An 18,049-nucleotide genomic window follows, 5' to 3' on the forward strand; every position below is an offset into this window, starting at 1 on the left:
ACTTACGCATTTCTAAGTGACACTACGCGGTTTCCGCAATTCCATTGCAACCGGGGTGGGAGCATGGATAAGGCAAAGCCCCCGCCAGGCGCGCGAGGCGCCGAGGCGAGGGCTTGCTCAACCCTGTGGGTCTTATAGAGCCGTGACATTCTGAGCCTGCGGCCCCTTAGCGCCCTCGCCAACCTCGAACTCAACCTTCTGGTTCTCCTCGAGGGTGCGGAAGCCGCTGCCCTGGATCTCAGAGTAGTGGACGAAGACGTCGGAAGATCCGTCGTCCGGGGCGATGAAGCCAAAGCCCTTCTCCGCGTTGAACCACTTGACGGTTCCCTGTGCCATGAATTTCTACCTATCTTGTTGAATCTGTCCGGCGCAAGTCTGCTGAGACCACCAAACGCCGAGGTCGGAAGATACTTCGTTTCCAACCCAATCGGCTAAAACCCAACGAGACCCCACCTCACGCCGAGGCGAGCGGAAAAGTACCGAGGATTTTAAAAACCATTGGCCAGTTTGCCATGTCCACGGAGCGAACGATCAGGCGAGTGCGGAATCCGGGAGACAATTGACTTGTATCCACCCCCTAATGGGGTCTAGAACTATCGTTAATGTCCGAGCTCACGCCCCCTACCTCTGGTTCCGCCGTCGATTCCTCGTCCGGCACTGCGCCCAGCTCTGGGTCTAGCAACGCCACCAGCTCTGCGCCGTCGTTCGGTGAGGAATTACTGGCCGACCTGACGCCGGAGTTTCCACGCTCCACGGTCACCCACACACGCACCATCCCCGCCCGTCCATCGCAGACAGCCAAGTGGCCGGAATGGGCCGACGAATCAGTAGTGGAATACCTGCACGAGCAGGGAATTTTCGCGCCCTGGTCGCACCAGGTAGAGACCGCTACCCACGCCCATGCGGGCCAGGATGTGGTGGTTTCGACCGGCACGGCGTCAGGAAAAAGCCTTGGCTACCAGCTGGCCGTTTTGAGCGACCTGGCAACAGCGAGCACCGCGACGGCTCTATACCTCGCACCGACGAAGGCGCTGGCGCAGGATCAGCGGGCGGCGCTGGCCAAGATGTGTGCGGGCACAGCGAACTTAAACGACATCATGGTAGCCACGTACGACGGCGATACCCCGCCGGAGACACGTAGGGTGATCCGCGACCAGGCACGGGTGATCGTGACGAACCCTGACATGCTGCACGCCTCGATTTTGGGGAATCCGCAGTCGTGGAGCCGACTGCTGCGCACCTTGCGTTATGTGGTGATCGACGAGTGCCACGTCTACCGCGGTGTGTTCGGTGCACATGTAGCGATGGTTCTACGGCGACTGCTGCGACTATGCGGGACGGCACCGACGATTGTGCTAGCTTCCGCGACCAGCGTGGATCCGGCAGCACATGCCCGCCGACTGACGGGTCGCGAGGACGTAGTGGCGGTGACGCAAGACGGCGCACCCACTGGTGAGCGGACCATCGCACTATGGGAACCGGGTTTTCTGCCGAAAGTTGAGGGAGAAAATGGTGCGCCGGTGCGACGAGCCGCGAACTCCGAGGCCGCAGATGTGATGGCGCTGGCGATCGCCCAGGGTGCGCGGACGCTGACATTCGTACGTTCCCGGCGCGGTGCGGAGGTGGTGTCCGTCGCCGCTGCAGAGAAACTGGGGGCGATGGGCCGCAGTGCGGATGCGGTGCGGGTGGCAGCATACCGGGCGGGCTACACCCCGGAGGATCGCCGTGAACTAGAGCGGCGTTTTGATAATGGTGAGCTGTTGGGAATCGCCTCGACGAATGCGCTCGAGCTGGGCATCGATGTTGGCGGGTTGGATGTTGTGGTGACCAGTGGCTTCCCTGGCACGATTGCGAGTTTCCGGCAGCAGGCAGGGCGTGCAGGCAGGCGCGGCCAGGGCGCGCTGGTGGTGCTGGTGGGCGCGGATGATCCGATGGATACGTATTTACTGCACCATCCAGAGGCTCTGCTGGATCGCCCCGTGGAAAACACGGTCTTCGACCCGGGCAACCCCTATGTGCTGGCTGACCACGTAGTGTGCGCAGCCGCGGAAAAGCCGCTGTCGGAGGCGGAGGTTACCCACTGGGGTGCCGAGCGCGTGGTGGAGCACCTTTTGCGCCGGAGTGTATTGAAGCGCAGACCACGGGGCATTTTTGCGGACTTGCAGGCTGCCGAGCAGGTGCATGCGCAGGTCTCTATCCGCGGGGGCGCGGCGAAGCAGGTGGCGATCGTGGAGGCCGATTCCGGGCGCCTGCTGGGCACTGTCGATGAGTCGCGGGCGACGTCGGATGTGCACACCGGGGCGGTGTATATGCACCAGGGCGAGACATTCGTGGTGCAGCTGTTGAATTTAGAGGAATCCGTAGCATGGGTCCGCCCCGAGTTTCCTGAGTACACCACGCAGGTGATCCGCGATACGGACATCACGGTGCGGCGTACTCGAGGCACGCACAGGATCTGCGATGGGGTGTGGCTGGCAGATGTGGATGTGGAGGTTTCCCACACCGTCAGTGGCTACCGGAAGCGTTTGCCGGGTGGCGAAATCCTAGAAACCGTGCCGCTGGATGTGCCGCCGGAATCCTTGCGTACCCGCGCGGTGGCTTACACAGTGGAACCAGATCTACTACTGGATCTGGGCCTGCCGGAGCCGACCTGGCCGGGCACTTTGCACGCCGCAGAGCATGCGGCGATTGGCCTGTTGCCTTTGATCGCGACGTGCGACCGTTGGGATATCGGTGGGGTGTCCACTGCCCTGCATGCAGATACGGGTCTGCCGACGGTGTTCGTCTATGACGGTTATGCCGGTGGCGCAGGTTTTGCGGAGCAAGGCTTCGCGCGCTTTGCCGAGTGGATGGTCGCCACCGCCGAGACCGTGGAGACTTGCGAGTGCGAGTCCGGCTGCCCTTCCTGCGTGCAATCGCCGAAGTGCGGTAATGGTAACGATCCACTGTTTAAGGCAGGTGCGGTGTTGTTGCTGCGGGCGCTGGCCAATGCCGCGGGTTAGTTCGCCGATTTTTTATGACGCCACACGGGGAGGTTGCTTTAACCATATACTTTCCCTCATGAAGTCATTTGTTGGGAAAAATCATTCTGACTTGCGCAAAGGAGCCGCAGCAACCATCGCCGGAGTTACAGCTCTAGCGGTATCTTTCGGTTCAACTAACCTTGCTGCAGCGCAGCCATTAGCACCGTCTGGGGTGCATTCCAGCGCCGCTTCGTTGGCCAATCGTGGGGAAGCCATGCGAACTCCTGCCCCCTATGCGGGCGCTACTTTCGACAGTGGTCTGAAAATCGGCAAGGTACCCGCCAAACCGGGAATGCTTATGAACACTGTTCACCTCGACCCGAATGTTGGGCTGTCGGCGGCGGGGCAGCAGTTCCGGTTTAGCTATTCCACAACCAATCAGCACGGCACGGTCGCCCCTTCCACAGGTGCGATGTTCTTCCCTAAGGGCAAGCCTCCGGCGGGCGGTTGGCCCGTGCTGGCCTGGGCTCACGGGACCGTGGGGTTGGCAGATCAGTGCACCCCATCCATGAATCCGCGGTCTGCGCGGGATACGGATTATCTGAATCACTGGCTGAACCAGGGCTATGCCATCGTAGCCAGCGACTATGCCGGGATGAGCACCGATGGTCTCATGAGCTACCTCAACGGTAAGTCCACTGCAGCTAACGTTGTGGATTCCGTCATCGCCGCCCAGGGGCTACCTGTGGTGAAGCAGCGAAAGCAGAAGCTTTCGCGCAATTGGGCAGTTATTGGCCAGTCTCAGGGTGGCGGCGCGGCTCTCCATGTTGCGTTGCGCGCGACGAGCCGTAGCAAGGAGGCGAATCTGAACTTTGTAGGCACAGTCGCGACAGGCGCCCCGGCCTATGTCGAGGAGATTGTGTTGGCAGGTAGTCCAACCTTCCCACCTGTTCCTCTACCAGCTGGCTTGAACACTTATGCGATGTACATTCTCGCCGCTTTCCGTGAGGCAAACCCAAACATCGATGTCGATTCGGCGCTCACCCCGGAGGGCAAGCAGATGGTAAAGGCCGCCGAGGGATCCTGTTACCACGAGCTATCGTCCGCCTTAAAGGGCACAAATGTGGCTCGTGCATTCTCGAAGCCACTGCGCGAGGTGCCGGGTTTGGAGCCTGCGTTACGAGCGTTCATGCAGACTCCCGCCACTGGCTACGACAAACCTGTTTTCTTAGGCCATGGCCTCATGGATAAGGACGTTCCCACTCCCATCGGCATCATGCTGAACTCGGACATGTGGATCCACCAATTTATCGGCGACATGCGCAGCCGGAATAAGCGTGTCGAGGTTCACTGGTACCCCACCGACCATGGCGGGACAGTGCCCGTATCGCAGCAGCACTCCACCCCGTTCCTAGCCGATCTTTTCCGCAAGGCCTAGGCCACTCCCTATTCCACTGGCCCGGCCATGGCCTGCGCTTTCTGTGGAAGGATACGGGAGTTCGAGCCTGGGCGGGTGACAACTTCCACCGTCACAAACTCTCCTTTGACCTCGCAGTTCTCCATGTTCGCCCCATTTGCATCGGCAATGCTCCGGGCAGTATCGCACGGCGAATTCTCACCAGCTTGAATAGCCATGGCCGCCGATAGTGCAGCCATATCGGCAGCGGTGCTCGCCTGTTCCTTATGCCCCAGCATCGCCGCACCGAGGGCAAGAAGCGAAACGATCGAAAGAATGCCGAGGGTAATCAGCGCCCCGTACACGGTACTCATGGACTGGTTCCCTGCCTCCCCTTATCCCTCGTCAGGCTCCACCATCGTGACGGCTTCACCATGGACGTCGAACAATGCTCCGTCTTTGGAGACCTTTACCCTCACAAGCGACGAGTCCGCACTACCTTCGCGAGTAGTAGAGACGCTCGCGTTGGCGTCGAGCTGCCGAGCCAGAGCAACCCCATCTCCGCCGCGCGCTTCGACCCGGGCGACTGTCCGCGCGAGTGATTGTGCCGTAGCCGCCTGTGACATGGTGGTCAAGCCCGCAGCGGCTCCTCCGGCGACAAGAGTCATGGCAGACAAGACGATGGCGCCTTCAACTGTGTTCATCAGTGTTCCTGGATATTCTTGGATGTTGATTTATGTTTTGGTGTCACCCCTCTTGCGTGCCCGATCCATTCGGATCAGACTCGCGCGAAGGGGGCACGACGGAAAGTGGGCAGTTCCTAAGCCCTTCGGTTACTTCGTGTTCAGCGCCTTCTCGAAGATTCCACTGAGTGCCTGCTCTACGGTGTCCGAGGTGACGACCGTGTAGAGGAGAGCGCCAAGAGCGGCCGCCGCAACGCATCCAAGGGCGTACTCAATAGTGGACATTCCTTTTTCATCTGTGTAGCGAGAGTAGATTGCACCAATAATCTGGTTCCACCAACTGCTGAGTGGGTTGACTTGTTCAGAGAATTCGCAGTTTACGCCCGAAGCGGGGTCCGTCTTTACGGGCGCGGCCTTGAGCTGATCGTTGGCGAGCACATGGGCACACGGCTCGAAAGCGGTGTGTTCAATGTTTGATGTGGTCAGAGTCGGTGTGGTCAGAGTCGAAGTAGTCATGGTCAGTTTTCCTTCCCGGGTCGCAGTGTCCGCGCACCCTTTTTCGGTTGTCGGTGTAGTCATTTGAGGAACACCTCTATCTCCCCTTCCCAAAGCCTCATAACGAAGCCATGCCAATGGCCAGTGGTATGAGGCCGACAAAAACGAAGGCTGGGAGGAAGCAGAGGGTCAACGGGGCCGCCAAAGCTATCAAGACCTTTTCAGCTCCGGCAGTTGCCTTGTCTGCGGCAATGCGCCGGAGATGTTCGGCCTGCTGGTGCATTCCATCGGCCAGTGATGTTCCGGCGCGAGTCTGCTGTGCAGCTTGGCGGGCAATGGCCCCAAGCAGGGGATGGTCAGCCAGAGTGAGCCACGCCTGGGCTCCTCCACCGAGATGCAGGAGAGCCATAGCGTGCCTGAGCGTTCCTTCGTCCTGTTGGGCAAGCGGTCCCACCCCTAGCGTCCACGCAGGTAGCAGTGCCTTTCCGGCGTGTAATGCTGCGGCTGTGACATCGAGGGCGCGAGCAGCATCCAGTGGCCCCATGGGTGTGGAGCTAGACGGTCCAGCCCGCACACCCACTCCTCCCAGCGGTGATGTAGTCAGTGATTCGCTGAGATGCTCCGTCCACAAAGTGCCCGCGCACACCAGACCAGTCCCAGTGAGAAAGAGCAGCACCCCCAGCACATTGGTCAGCAGGAAGCTCAGAGTGCCGAGCCCGCTACTTTGTCCCAATCCCACCGCGCCGATCGGTAATGCCAATAGCACCGTTACCGTCAGTCGTGCTCCCGCTGTCGCGGACGTGGACTTAGAAATGTGGGCTAGTTGTGCATCTATGTCGGTAACATGCGACTGTGCCAGTCCAGCCAGCCCCACACCGTGACGGTGGGAAATTCCCCAAATATTGAAAAGGTGGGCGAAGAAACTGGAGGCGTCGCTCTCCTTCACCTCTGCTCCCGCAATGTCCGGGCCCGGCGCGGCTCCCAAGCGCACCTTCACACAGGCAACATCCAACTCGCGACGCAGAGTCTCAGACTTCAGCCCCGACGTGGCGTGCTCAACCGCATCCAATGGTCGCCCGCCGGCCATCACCTCGCGAGCAATGGCATCCACGGCGTCACGTACCTCGGCCAAAGTCTTCATGTGTCGGCGGGTTTTCAGCACACGCCCGATCACGATCTTCAACGTAAAAGCGACCATCAGCGCTGCCGCAACGACCGCCAAAACGGAGATCATGAGCGTTCCCTCAGCCCAGTTCATCGCAGAACTCCTTAAAACCCTCCGGCACACATTCTTGCCCACCCCGCCGCTGCCACAGCACTTCGATGCGTGCCCGTTCATCCCCGACCAATCGCGCGATGTGCGTTAGTCGCCGGCCCTTCTCCGTGCGGGAAACGTGCAGCACCACATCAATCCCGTCGATCGCCTGGCGCGAAAGAGCCATCCGATCCAGGCCAGCCATCGCACCCAACGCTTCCAACCGTCCGGGAACGCTCGCCGGATCGTTAGCATGGATGGTTCCTGCACTGCCCGCATGCCCGGTATTGAGCGCCACCAGCAAATCTGCCACCTCCGGGCCACGAATCTCCCCCACCACGATGCGATCCGGCCGCATCCGCAGACTCTGCTTCACCAATGCAGTCATGGAGATCGCACCCGCACCCTCCGCATTGCCCTCACGGGTGGTTAGCGCCACCACATGTGGATGGTCGATCAGCAGCTCCGGGGTATCCTCCACCACGATCAACCGCTGATCGCGCGCCACCTCCGCCAACAACGCCGCCAACAGGGTGGTCTTTCCCGCACCCGTCCCGCCGCTAATCAGGATGTTGCGTCGCGCCCGCACAATTCGCCGCAGCACATCTGCCATATCCGGACTCGTCAGTCCATTTGCAACCAGCGCATCCAACTTGTTCTTCTGCCCGGTGATCGCACGCAAGCTAATGCAGCTCCCTCCCGCTGCCGGAGGAGCCAGCAAGGTATGTATACGGATCGTCTGGGCAGCCACGTCCGGCGGCAGCTCGCGCAGCACCCCGTCTGCAAATGGTCTTGCCTCATCCAGTCTCTCCCCGCACATTGTTGCCATTCGAACAGCCAGTTCACGTGCTGCTTCTACTCCGATGTTCACCCCGTCAACTCGCTGCATTCCCTCGCCACGATCTGCCCACACGCTGCCATCACCGTTTAGCACCACGTCCGTCACCAACGGATCTTGCAGCGGCTCTGCCAGGGGTCCCAGCCCACTGAACTCGCGCTGGAGTGTGCGTACATTCTCCACGCTCGCTTTGCCGATCAAGTGCAAACTCTGCGAAAGGTCTCGCTCGTCCGGCCTGCTAATTCCTTGTTCTGCCAGGTCATCTCGCACAATCGCGAGAAGACTACGCGCGGATTCTCGCTGTTGCTGTTTCTTAAGCTTCTTCAGCTCAGTATTCTTTCTTCGTGACGCCCCCACGTCTCCCCCTTTCTTTGAGGCCACTAACTGGCTAGCGGCAGTGCACATTCGCCAACGATGTGCAGGATCTTCTCCCATACCTCACGCACCGGCCCACGAACCCGGTCGTTCTTCAGTGAGCTTTCGATCCAGTACTCAGCCTCTCCCCTATCCAACGCCGGCGTGCAGTGAGTATCGTGCCGAATAACGGCCACGGGAACCTCATCCAGCATCATCGCGGCGACGGCCACAGAGGTCGATGCGCCAGGGATCTCACGGAGGACTATCAGTGGTTGTGCTCGGTCGTTTTCGAGCATCCGGTTACGCAACGCACCGGCGGCTGTCACACCCTGGATGGTCAATGGAGCCACAACTACGTGTACGTCGGGTTCCGCTGCGCCCCACTGTTCTGACCACCCTGCACTCGCACTATCAGCCACTGGCAGGCTGCGTCCGCAATCCACGACTAGGTCGTCAGCGTGCATAAGGTGCGCGATCTGCCCGATGTCGAGCCCCCGTCCGCCGCTGTGCGCGCCGAAAGTCGGATATCGGTCAGCGTAGATCACGGGTACCGCCCCACCTTCTGCATCGATCTTCTTTCCACCTGCACTGTCGAAACCCAGCATCAGCAGGTGGCTGCGCAGCTGATCGAAATCACAATCGGCGGGAATCTGGTTACGCGTCAGGCCGGGTCGCCGTTCCTTGCCCAGCACCAAATCCAAACCACAGGAGTGGGGATCAGCGTCCACCAATACCGCAGGCCTGCCTTCACAGGACATGTAATAGGCCAACTGTGCCGCAAACAAACTTGATCCAGCACCACCAGTCGCCGAGCTAACCGCAATGCGCAGGGCATCTGTCGAACCGATCATCTCCGCTAACACCATCGCACCCCCGGCATCCAGGGAGGGCTCCAGGCGATCCACGCGGATGGTTCGCACCAAGTGATGCCGGGTGAGCTCGCTTTCCTTGTCGCTCAGAACAATCGCAGAGTTCTGGCAGGCAAACCCGTCTTTCCGGTCCAGTTCTTGTAAGAGCTCCGCGGTCGATTCCGCCGTGCCGTCGTGAATAATCATTGGTCGCCGGGTCACCGCAACCACCATGCGAGCCTCGTTGTTCCACAGGGGATCAGCGATATCAATGATTACGGGTCGCAGCGACTCTGTCGCGGCCGGCGTTTTTCTTTTTCTCTGTCTCTTCGCTCCACCCATGAACCAAAGACTCGCAGCTTCGGACTCGTAGGTATACCCCTGATTTCTGAGCTGTGGAAAAGTCGGGATGGCGTCATAAAAAAGGGTCTGGATCCTGTGGATAACCCGCAACGCAAAAAGATGAGAGTGACACAAGTGTCGCAATGTAATTAGAATGACAAATGTGACTCAGCACCAGGAACCACGCGACACCTCGGGCGAGAAGCGCGTACTGGCCATTTTCGACCTCGATAAAACGATCATCGACACGTCGGCATCCCTGGCCTACCGCCGCCCGATGGCCGAACGTGGCCTGCTGAATACCGGCGAGGTGCTGAAGATGATGGCCATGCTGGGCAATTACATGTTCACGACCCATTCCGAGGACAGCCTAGAATCCACAAAAGAAGCGCTGACCAGGATCATTAAAGACCGTGAATCCGAACCCCTGCGACAGGTCGCACAAGACGCACTGCAAGAGGTCATCACTCCATTTATTTATGCCGAAGCGCGCGAACTCATCGAATGGCACCGCGAACAAGGGCACAGCATCGCCATCGTCACTGCCTCCGCGTCCATCATGGTGCAACCCATCGCCAAGGAACTGGGCGTGGATCACCTCTTTGCCACCGAGCTAGAAGAAAAGGACGGGCGGTTCACGGGCGCCGTCACGCACTTCAACAAAGGCCACGCGAAAGTCGAGCGCATCCGAGAACTTGTCGCCGAGCACGGCTATGACCTGGACGAAAGCTACGCCTATTCCGACGCCGCCACCGACATCCCCATGCTGGAGCTGGTGGGCAACCCGGTTGCCGTGAACCCGGACCGCCCCCTAAAGAAGCGGGCTACGGAAGAGAGCTGGCCGATCAAGCAGTTCAACCGCCCGGAACCGCTGTTCCCACAGGCGGCAGTTATTGCAGGCGCCGGTGCCACACTCGCCCTGCTGGGTATCGCCGCTACTGGCCTTGCAATGTGGTGGCGCGGGCGCGACGAGGACGCCTAAACACGCCTAAGCAACCTCAATCGCCCCCAAGCGCACTACCCCTGCTTGGCGTCAGCGATCGACTTACCCTCCAGCGACCCCTCGGATAGCCCCGTGGCGTGGAAAACGATCCACTCGGCCACCCCCTCCGGGGTGCCGCTGGCGAACCCCTCGGCCTTAGCCAGATACTCGTCGCGCTTGCGGTTCCACCACACCTCCGGCACACCCAGACCACGTGGATCCAAGCCAGTGGCGATGGTCGCCAGACGGGAACAAGCACGAGCGGTAACGCCGGTGGCGTCCGCAAAAGGTCGCAATGTCAGCAGCTCACCATGGATCACTGCCGATAGCACCGTGGCATTCACCTTGGTGCCACCCGTAATGAACTTACCCAGCAGCTGCAGGCGTGCATCGGTCGAACGGCGTGGGCGCCCCGGTACCAAAAACTCCGCATCACCTGCAGCTTTTTGACGGAATGCAGGATCGGACATTTGGGGGCTGGCAACTGCATTGATGCGAGCGATGATCTGCAGCGGGGCGCGGCGCCACGTAGTCACTGTTTCTGTGATCCCGTCCGGCGCCAAAAACTCAGCGGCACGCAACGCGCCGGCCAGGATCGGATCCTCCACCTGGCCATCCTCTGGCAGACGCGGTGATCCACCATCCAGCTGCGCCGAGGCGCGTGCTCCGCGTAGCACCGCTTCGGCTCCCGTGACATCCCACCCACGTAGGTTTGCAGGGTGGCGATGTAGCCGCGCCAGGTGGTCATTAGTCTGAGCCACAGCCTCCGGCACTCCGGGCAATTCGGCTAGTCCAGCGAGCGGGTCGTGCGCAGATTTGTCATCCATATTTAAGACAATAATGCACCCGCGCGCGCATTCTTTGCCATGGTCTGGCAAACTAGGGGAAGTCAATTAGGTGTAACCACAGGAGTTTTACAGTGAGCAACAACGATCGCGAGGGCATGTTCACAGACCGCGATAGCTTCAACCCGCAGGTCAACGCTATTCCACTGTCCGATGTGGATACTCATGCCAAGGGTCAGGCTAGTATCAGCGACCTGGTGAAGGATGCCTCTGCACAGGTTTCCTCCCTCGTCCGCTCTGAGGTTGAGCTGGCAAAGACCGAGATCGCTACGTCCGCTAAGAAGGCGGGCATCGGCGCTGGCCTGTTCGGCGCAGCTGCCGTGATTCTGGCCTACAGCTCCTTCTTCCTCTTCTTCACCATCGCCGAGGTACTGGATACCTTCATGTGGCGCTGGGCGGCTTTCCTGGTCGTCTTCCTGTTCATGCTGGTTCTGGTGGCCATCCTGGCGCTGATCGGTCTGAAGAAGGTTAAGGGTGTTAAGAAGCCGGAGAAGACCATCGAGTCCGTCGGAGAGCTTAAGTCCGTCATCCCGCAGAAGGGCAGGAACAGCGCCTCTGCACGTCAGCCGGGAATGTACACCTAAACTGCCGCTCCTTAGATGACGTCCGAAGACACTCACGCTTCAGATCCGCACACCCCGCATGCCACTTTCGTGCATTCGCGGGGTGTGCGTCTTCGCGTGGACGTACAAGGCCCCCGCAAGGCGCCGCTTATACTTTTCATCCACGGCTTCGGTGGGGGTGCTTTCGACTGGCATCCGCTGATGCAGCAGCTAGCTGGTGAGCACTTCCGCCTCGCCGCTGTGGATCTGCGGGGCTATGGTCGCTCGGATAAGACCCCGCGCGGCTATGACCTCACCACCGCCGCCAGTGACATGGCCGGGGTGATCCGCGGCCTCGGGCACACGACGGCCACCGTCGTCGGCCATGGCTACGGTGGCATGGTCGCGTGGACGCTCGTGGCTCATACCCCGGAACGTGTCCGCAGCTTTGTCACTCTGTCTTCCATTAACCCGTTGCTGCGTTTCCGTGGCATCCTGGCTCAGCCGTTCTCACAGCCGAATTTTGCCCGCCGGGTTCTCTCCGCTCAGCTGCCGCGCCTTCCGGAGCGCAAGCTTTTGGCGGATAACGCCGCGGCCGCCGAGAAGATCTTTAGGGCCGGTGTGGCCCCGGGGTTTAGGGATACGGACGCCTACTTCACAAATGCCGCACTCCGCCGCGAAGCCATGCAGGTGGATAAGGTCGCGCATTTGTCCTGTGAGTATCTGCGCTGGCCGTTCCGCAGTCGCTTCCGCCCCGAGGGCATGAGGTTTGAGCGGACCTTCCCCGCCACCACCCCAGTTCCTCTGTTGGCTATCGACGGCAGCATGGATCCCATCTTTGACGAGGCCCTGGCGGCAAAGTCCGCCCAGCGCGCCGAAGCTGTGGAACGCAAACTCTTGTTTGGTGTGGGGCACTATCCCCACGTGGAAGATCCACCCTGCATCGCGGAGCTCCTCCGCGAACACATGCGCGCCGAAAGCCGCTAGTCCGCCACGCAGGCGCCAGTCTCGATGGGCTCGCGGTGGGAGGTCACGTCTCCAACGTGGCTCATTACTTCTTCCCTAGTCAGGGCGTAGCCGGTGTCCTTCTCATTCATATCCGCACCGAACACTAGCCCCAACACGTGACCATCGGTATCGATCAGCGGGCCACCGGAGTTCCCCTGCACCACCGAACCGCGCAGTGAGTAGCTTTCGCGCTCCACACGGGAGTCGGCATAGATATTCGGCCCGCTGACCACGAACTTTTCACGGATTCGCGCGGGCGAGGCCTTGAATGGACCGCCGTTCGGGTAACCCATCACGATGGCGTCTTGGCCTTGCTGGCCTTCTCCCTCAGCCCACTTCATAGGCACATACGGCAGATTGTCACTGTGCAGCAGGGCGATATCCACCTGCGGGTTGTAGTACACAACCTCAGCCTCATGCGGACCGTCCTTCGTAGCGAGCGTCACCTTATTGGTTCCCGCCACCACGTGCGCATTCGTCATCACGGTGTCCTCGGCAACCACCCAACCACTGCCCTGCAGAAGGCGTTTGCATTTTTCTGCCTCACCGACGACGCGCAGCACGCTATCGCGTGTGTTTGTCACCGCCGGCGAGCGCATCAGCGCGTTATCTGGCGGGTCGACCTCTGCGGTAGGCAGGTTCTCCATCGGGTCGGCGATCATGGGGAAGCCCGAGTCGTTAATCAGCTGCGACGTTTGGGCAGGTAGCTGCTTGAACCACGCCGGGGCAGCATTGCCCACGCTGCTTAAAATCTTGCTGCCTCTAATGGCTTTCCCTAGACCGCCGATATTGCCGGCTGCGATGGGTACAAGGATCAACCACACAATCAGCAGGGTTGTGAAGACCTGCACAATCGCGCCCACTATGGACTCTGCTCTCAAAGCCTCGCGGGTGCGGATCTTGTCCCGCAGTCTGGTTCCTATTCCCGAGCCGATTGCGTAGCCCACCACCACGACCACGGTCACGGTGAGCAATGCGGCGAAGAATCGGGCGCTGTAGCTATCCGGTGCTTTATCCTCTGCTAGGTGCACTGCCAAGGGCACGAGTTTTACGCCAAAGAACCCGCCCAGGATCACGCCTGCAAAGCTAAGTACGGCGCTAAATCCGCCCTGTCGATAACCGGATAGCAGAGCGCCGAGGCACAAAAAGACCAGCACAATATCGAGGGTTAGCGACCCCGTGGTTCCGCTCATGGTGCGCCTCCGTTTCTGCCTGATTCATTGGCTCGGTCGAACCCTTCCTGCATCTCTTTCAGCGCTTCGCCATTAGCGGATCCGGCAAGGGTCTCAAAGAGGTTCCACGGCTCATCCGCGCCGCTAGCACCACCACTGGACCAAGGCTCTTCCCATCCCGCACGTTGTAACAGCGCATTGATCACGCCTCCCGTGAACCCCCACAGCACCAGCGGGCTATCCGCACCGATGTGCAGGTTCCAGGCCGGTCCGCGCCAGCCAGCGAAGCCGACCTCAAAACGCCGTTGCGGATTCACCAGCTCACTTAAGGGAAAGGGTTCGACCCAATCGTTTTCGGTTGTGGGGCAGCTTACCTTATGAGGTTGACGCCACCACGCCACCACAGGCACCACAGCAAAATTTGAGCGGTCAATATATATCGGTCGCAAGATTGCGAAAGGCTCCACCGTCGTCGGATCCAAACTGGTTTCCTCCTCCGCCTCTCGCAGGGCAGTGTCGATCGGCCCGGCATCAGCATCCTCCACACGCCCGCCGGGGAAGGCAACCTGCCCACTGTGGTTGCGCATGGTCGGTGCGCGATGCGTCAATAGCATCGTTGCATCGGCGGGGAAGGCTTGTCTGCCTGTGGTTCCAGCAGGGCGGCGGAAGTCGGCGTCACCAGAAAGCAGAACCAGCACCGCCGAATAGCGCGGAGGGCGCCCTTGGTCGTCCGTCTCCGGCACGATCCGAGCGGAGTCATTCAGGTACTGGTGGATGTCCACTTCGCGACAGTCGCGGGCAAATTCACGCAGCCATTCGGGCAGGTCAGAAGGTAATCTCGGTTGGATGTCTATATTTGTAAGCCACTGTTGAAGTTGCTTGTGCGGGTGCGTCATAGGGCTTTTTGCACCGCCTCTTCTAGCTCTTCGGCACCATGGAAAGTCTGCGCATATAACCGCGCGCGGGTGCCGTCCGGGTTGTAGACCACGGTTAGTGGCACGACTTTTGGCAGGTTCGCTGCAGAGTCGAAGGTGTGGTTGGAATCCTGGTAACTCGGCAAAGTATCTACGCCCAGGTCGCGTAGCATATCGGCACCTGCCTGTGCCTTGGCATCCAGATGCACGCCGACGACATTCCACTCGGGGTGCTTGTCCGCTAGCTGTTGAATCGTCGGCAACTCCTCACGGCAGGGAGCGCACCACCAGGCCCAGACGTTGACCACCGTGGGCTTTCCGGCCAGCTGCTCGGCCAGCGAGGTTTCTGCGCCATCGCCTTCGCCATTAGTCAAACACGGTAGGCGCACATCCCGCAGCTCCGCATTGGGACTGAGCTGTGCTTTCCCTGCATCTTTGCCTGCACCTTCCGGGCAGCGTACTTTCTGCGCTACCTCGACAGGCCCGTTGGTCGCTGGCGCTGAGGGGGCGTCCTCCCCCATGGCAGAACTAGTCGCACCTGCATCGTCCGGAGCGTCCTCGCGCAGCGCTGCAATGAGCGGCAGGCACGCAATGGCGATGCCAACGACCACTGTGACGGCAATAATGATCGCGCGTGTTCGAGGAGAGTGTTCGGCAGGTGCAGACATAACAAAAAGTCAGTGTACCCGGCCTGTTCGTCGTACCGGTTAGAATCCGGCAATGCCCAGCAGGTGGTCGCGGTCATCGGACTTAATCATTTTTGACGCCACCTCCGGGTCAGCTGGCCCCGCCACCCCGAAGCTTGGGCACTGGCGGGCGAGGAAGCAGGCTCCACACGCTGCGCGGCGCGAATGGCAGATACGACGGCCATGGAATATCGCCCGGTGCGAGAAAAGGGTCCATTCCTTGCGTTCGATGAGTTCCATAAGGTCGCGTTCGACTTGCACAGGATCCTCGTGCTCCGTGAGTTTCCAGCGGCGTGCCAGGCGACCAAGGTGGGTATCCACCGTAATACCCGGCACTCCGAAAGCGTTGCCGAGCACCACGTTTGCAGTCTTCCGCCCCACCCCGGGGAGTTTGACCAGTTCTTCGAGAGTTCCGGGAACCTCCCCGCCATGGTTGTCCTCGATTGCCTGGGCCAGGCCGACAATACTCTTGGCTTTTGAGCGGTAGAACCCGGTGGACTTGATGATCTGTTCGACGTCCTCGATGTTCGCCTCTGCGTAATCAACAGCGGTGGGATAGCGACGGAACAGAGCCGGGGTGACGGCATTGACGCGTTTGTCGGTGCACTGTGCGGAAAGGACGGTGGCAACCAGCAGCTCAAGGGGATTTTTGAAGTCCAACTCGCAGTGTGCCCCCGGGTAGGCGTCGGCGAGAGCGCGGTTGATTTTGCGCGCACGACGCTTGCGGCCTAACGGGGTTTCCTCGCCCTTCGCAGCGATGTGAGAGCCGATACGCGGCAGGGTTGGCGGAATCGGTTGCTTCTGGGATCTCTTCTGGTTTGTATTCTGGGAGGTTCGTGGGGAAGACGGGAGGGACATAAAACCTTTAGAATGTCGAGGGCTGAAGGAAGGAACTTAAAAAACAGCGAGGATACTCGTTCCGCAGTCGGAAACGGCAGCCAATAATATTCTTAAATGTACCTTCCCGTGGAATTGCGCTGTGACATAGTTGGGTATGCTCTAACAGAAGAGACGAACGATACATATTTTTCTCTAGATGTACGCGAGGTGGTTCACCCCAGCCACCGCAATGCCAGAAACGGAAGTGAAACAAGGGATGGCAGAAGTATCCGAAATACTATCGAGGGCAGGCATCTTCCAGGGTGTTGAACCCACCGCCGTGCGTACCCTCATCGAACAACTGGATACCGTCAAGTTTCCTCGTGGCACCACTATCTTCGACGAAGGTGAGCCGGGAGACCAGCTGTACATCATTATCAGCGGCAAGGTGAAGCTCGCCCGCCACTCCGTTGATGGACGTGAGAACCTGCTGACCGTTATGGGACCTTCCGACATGTTCGGCGAGTTGTCCATCTTCGATCCCGGTCCTCGCACTTCCTCCGCTGTCTGCGTGACGGAGCTGCACGCGGCGTCGATGGATTCCACCATGCTGCACAACTGGATCAGCGAGCACCCGGAGATTGCAGAGCAGCTGCTGCGTGTGCTTGCCCGCCGTCTGCGCCGCACCAACAACTCCCTGGCTGATCTTATCTTCACCGATGTTCCCGGTCGCGTGGCCAAGGCTCTGCTGCAGTTGGCGAACCGCTTCGGCACCCAAGAAGGCACCGCTCTTCGCGTCCACCACGACCTCACGCAAGAAGAGATCGCCCAGCTGGTCGGCGCGTCCCGCGAGACCGTGAACAAGGCTTTGGCCGAGTTCGCCCACCGCGGTTGGATCCGTCTGGAAGGAAAGTCGGTGCTGATCTCCGACACCGAGCGCCTGGCTAAGCGCGCCCGCTAAAGGCAACTTTTAGCCCACTGGGGTAGAAACAAAAGCCCCGCTAGAGATCCTCCTAGGAGTTCTAGCGGGGCTTGCTTTCGTTCAGTTACGAGTTAGCGTTCGTCGTGTTAGTTCTCGTCACCGCGCAGGAAACGCAGCGTCACGCGAGTGGACTGTGCCGCAGCGTCACGCAGCACCGGATCGACGTCCGTGTAAATCTCGTCCACGATCTCATTGACCGAAGCATCATCGCCCAGCTTCTTTAGGGCGGCCTTGACCTGCTCCAGGCGCTGTTCACGACGGTCGATGTACTTCTGTGCCACGGCAGCTAGATCCGGCTGATCCGGGCCGTGTCCTGGCAGCAGAGGCTTATCCTGGCCACGCTCGCGCAGCTTGGCCAGCGTTTCCAGGTAAGCGCCTAGATCACCATCAGTTTCGGAGATCATAGTGGTGTGACGACCTGCCAGCGTATCGCCAGTGATGATGCCTTCTACGTCGGAATCATCAGTACCGCCGTTGGAGTGGATAAAGAAAGCCACGCAGTCAGAGGTGTGGCCGGGGCAGTGAACGACCTCGATGGTAGGGGTCAGGCCCTCGAAGGAGATAATCTCCCCATCCTTCAGCTCCTCACCAGCGATGCAGTACTGCTTGTCGAAGGCACGGATCGGAGCGCCAGAAATCTGGCGGAAGCGCTGAGCTCCATTGGCGTGATCCGCGTGGCGGTGTGTCAACAGCACAGCGCCGATCTCCGCGCCACCATCGGTGGCCTTAGTGTTGAGTACGTTCAGGTGGCCCTCATCCTGCGGACCCGGATCCACCACAACAGATACTGTGTCGTTTTCTCCCTTGATTACCCAGGAGTTCGTGCCTTCCAAGGCTGCATAGCTGGGGTTCGGTGCGAGGACGACACCGATGTTCGGGGTTACGGGACGTAGTTGGCTATAAGCGGGGTGCTCCATGCCTC

The 18,049-nt window shown here is 60.1% G+C and carries 19 protein-coding genes; 6 read left to right on the forward strand and 13 right to left on the reverse strand.

Annotated elements, in window-relative coordinates; genetic code table 11:
- Positions 1 to 132 precede the first annotated feature (132 nt).
- The gene (gene cspE / locus AC06DS_RS02285) at positions 133 to 336 is read right to left on the reverse strand and encodes a transcription antiterminator/RNA stability regulator CspE (protein ID WP_293790858.1); all 204 of its coding nucleotides are present in this window, start codon (positions 334 to 336) and stop codon (positions 133 to 135) included.
- Positions 337 to 602: 266 nt separating this feature from the next.
- Between cspE and AC06DS_RS02290 the strand changes: the two genes are divergently transcribed.
- Positions 603 to 3,002 carry a DEAD/DEAH box helicase gene (locus AC06DS_RS02290; RefSeq protein WP_477100883.1) on the forward strand — a complete coding sequence of 800 codons (2,400 nt, stop codon included), beginning with the start codon at positions 603 to 605 and terminating at the stop codon, positions 3,000 to 3,002.
- A 58-nt stretch (positions 3,003 to 3,060) separates the two neighbouring features.
- A complete protein-coding gene (locus AC06DS_RS02295; RefSeq protein WP_477100884.1) occupies positions 3,061 to 4,401 on the forward strand; it encodes an alpha/beta hydrolase family protein in 1,341 nt (446 codons plus the stop codon).
- A gap of 8 nt (positions 4,402 to 4,409) precedes the next feature.
- On the opposite strand, the gene AC06DS_RS02300 is transcribed toward AC06DS_RS02295, so the two are convergent.
- The 6 genes from AC06DS_RS02300 to AC06DS_RS02325 form a co-directional block, all read right to left on the reverse strand.
- The gene (locus tag AC06DS_RS02300) at positions 4,410 to 4,733 is read right to left on the reverse strand and encodes an Rv3654c family TadE-like protein (protein WP_293790861.1); all 324 of its coding nucleotides are present in this window, start codon (positions 4,731 to 4,733) and stop codon (positions 4,410 to 4,412) included.
- 21 nt (positions 4,734 to 4,754) lie between these two features.
- On the reverse strand, positions 4,755 to 5,063 hold the full coding sequence (locus tag AC06DS_RS02305) for a hypothetical protein (protein WP_293790862.1): 309 nt from the start codon (positions 5,061 to 5,063) through the stop codon (positions 4,755 to 4,757).
- 129 nt (positions 5,064 to 5,192) lie between these two features.
- A complete protein-coding gene (locus AC06DS_RS02310; protein ID WP_448307775.1) occupies positions 5,193 to 5,558 on the reverse strand; it encodes a DUF4244 domain-containing protein in 366 nt (121 codons plus the stop codon).
- Positions 5,559 to 5,655: 97 nt separating this feature from the next.
- Positions 5,656 to 6,795 carry a hypothetical protein gene (locus tag AC06DS_RS02315; protein WP_293790863.1) on the reverse strand — a complete coding sequence of 380 codons (1,140 nt, stop codon included), beginning with the start codon at positions 6,793 to 6,795 and terminating at the stop codon, positions 5,656 to 5,658.
- Positions 6,782 to 7,900 (reverse strand): TadA family conjugal transfer-associated ATPase, encoded by a 1,119-nt coding sequence (locus tag AC06DS_RS02320; RefSeq protein WP_473964221.1) that lies wholly within the window; start codon positions 7,898 to 7,900, stop codon positions 6,782 to 6,784. Before AC06DS_RS02320 ends, AC06DS_RS02315 begins: the two co-directional genes overlap by 14 nt.
- Before the next feature lie 110 nt (positions 7,901 to 8,010).
- On the reverse strand, positions 8,011 to 9,177 hold the full coding sequence (locus tag AC06DS_RS02325) for a CpaE-like family protein (protein WP_477100885.1): 1,167 nt from the start codon (positions 9,175 to 9,177) through the stop codon (positions 8,011 to 8,013).
- Between the two features lie 154 nt (positions 9,178 to 9,331).
- Between AC06DS_RS02325 and AC06DS_RS02330 the strand changes: the two genes are divergently transcribed.
- On the forward strand, positions 9,332 to 10,159 hold the full coding sequence (locus AC06DS_RS02330) for an HAD family hydrolase (protein ID WP_448307771.1): 828 nt from the start codon (positions 9,332 to 9,334) through the stop codon (positions 10,157 to 10,159).
- Between the two features lie 35 nt (positions 10,160 to 10,194).
- On the opposite strand, the gene AC06DS_RS02335 is transcribed toward AC06DS_RS02330, so the two are convergent.
- Positions 10,195 to 10,986 carry a Fic family protein gene (locus AC06DS_RS02335; protein ID WP_293790867.1) on the reverse strand — a complete coding sequence of 264 codons (792 nt, stop codon included), beginning with the start codon at positions 10,984 to 10,986 and terminating at the stop codon, positions 10,195 to 10,197.
- Between the two features lie 116 nt (positions 10,987 to 11,102).
- On the opposite strand from AC06DS_RS02335, the gene AC06DS_RS02340 reads away from it, so the two are divergent.
- Both AC06DS_RS02340 and AC06DS_RS02345 read left to right on the forward strand, forming a co-directional pair.
- Positions 11,103 to 11,588 carry a phage holin family protein gene (locus tag AC06DS_RS02340; protein ID WP_293790920.1) on the forward strand — a complete coding sequence of 162 codons (486 nt, stop codon included), beginning with the start codon at positions 11,103 to 11,105 and terminating at the stop codon, positions 11,586 to 11,588.
- A gap of 15 nt (positions 11,589 to 11,603) precedes the next feature.
- Positions 11,604 to 12,533 (forward strand): alpha/beta fold hydrolase, encoded by a 930-nt coding sequence (locus AC06DS_RS02345; RefSeq protein WP_448307769.1) that lies wholly within the window; start codon positions 11,604 to 11,606, stop codon positions 12,531 to 12,533.
- Here the strand turns inward: AC06DS_RS02345 and AC06DS_RS02350 are convergent.
- Genes AC06DS_RS02350 through nth form a run of 4 tightly spaced genes read right to left on the reverse strand, consistent with a single transcriptional unit; the run spans position 12,530 to position 16,184 of the window.
- Positions 12,530 to 13,747, reverse strand: a complete 1,218-nt coding sequence (locus tag AC06DS_RS02350) for a MarP family serine protease (RefSeq protein WP_477100886.1) — start codon at positions 13,745 to 13,747, stop codon at positions 12,530 to 12,532. The genes AC06DS_RS02345 and AC06DS_RS02350 overlap by 4 nt on opposite strands.
- Positions 13,744 to 14,622 carry an NUDIX hydrolase gene (locus AC06DS_RS02355; RefSeq protein ID WP_477100887.1) on the reverse strand — a complete coding sequence of 293 codons (879 nt, stop codon included), beginning with the start codon at positions 14,620 to 14,622 and terminating at the stop codon, positions 13,744 to 13,746. Before AC06DS_RS02355 ends, AC06DS_RS02350 begins: the two co-directional genes overlap by 4 nt.
- Entirely contained in the window at positions 14,619 to 15,308 is a 690-nt protein-coding gene (locus AC06DS_RS02360) for a redoxin domain-containing protein (RefSeq protein ID WP_477100888.1), read from the reverse strand. Before AC06DS_RS02360 ends, AC06DS_RS02355 begins: the two co-directional genes overlap by 4 nt.
- Before the next feature lie 39 nt (positions 15,309 to 15,347).
- Positions 15,348 to 16,184 carry an endonuclease III gene (gene nth / locus AC06DS_RS02365; protein ID WP_477100889.1) on the reverse strand — a complete coding sequence of 279 codons (837 nt, stop codon included), beginning with the start codon at positions 16,182 to 16,184 and terminating at the stop codon, positions 15,348 to 15,350.
- Between the two features lie 238 nt (positions 16,185 to 16,422).
- Here nth and glxR point away from each other — a divergent pair, with 238 nt between their 5' ends.
- Entirely contained in the window at positions 16,423 to 17,106 is a 684-nt protein-coding gene (glxR, locus tag AC06DS_RS02370) for a CRP-like cAMP-activated global transcriptional regulator GlxR (protein ID WP_293790873.1), read from the forward strand.
- Between the two features lie 107 nt (positions 17,107 to 17,213).
- Here glxR and AC06DS_RS02375 read toward each other — a convergent pair whose 3' ends face one another.
- On the reverse strand, positions 17,214 to 18,044 hold the full coding sequence (locus AC06DS_RS02375) for an MBL fold metallo-hydrolase (RefSeq protein WP_476728408.1): 831 nt from the start codon (positions 18,042 to 18,044) through the stop codon (positions 17,214 to 17,216).
- Between the last annotated feature and the right edge of the window lie 5 nt (positions 18,045 to 18,049).

It is taken from the genome of Corynebacterium sp. TUM25015, assembly GCF_056393505.1.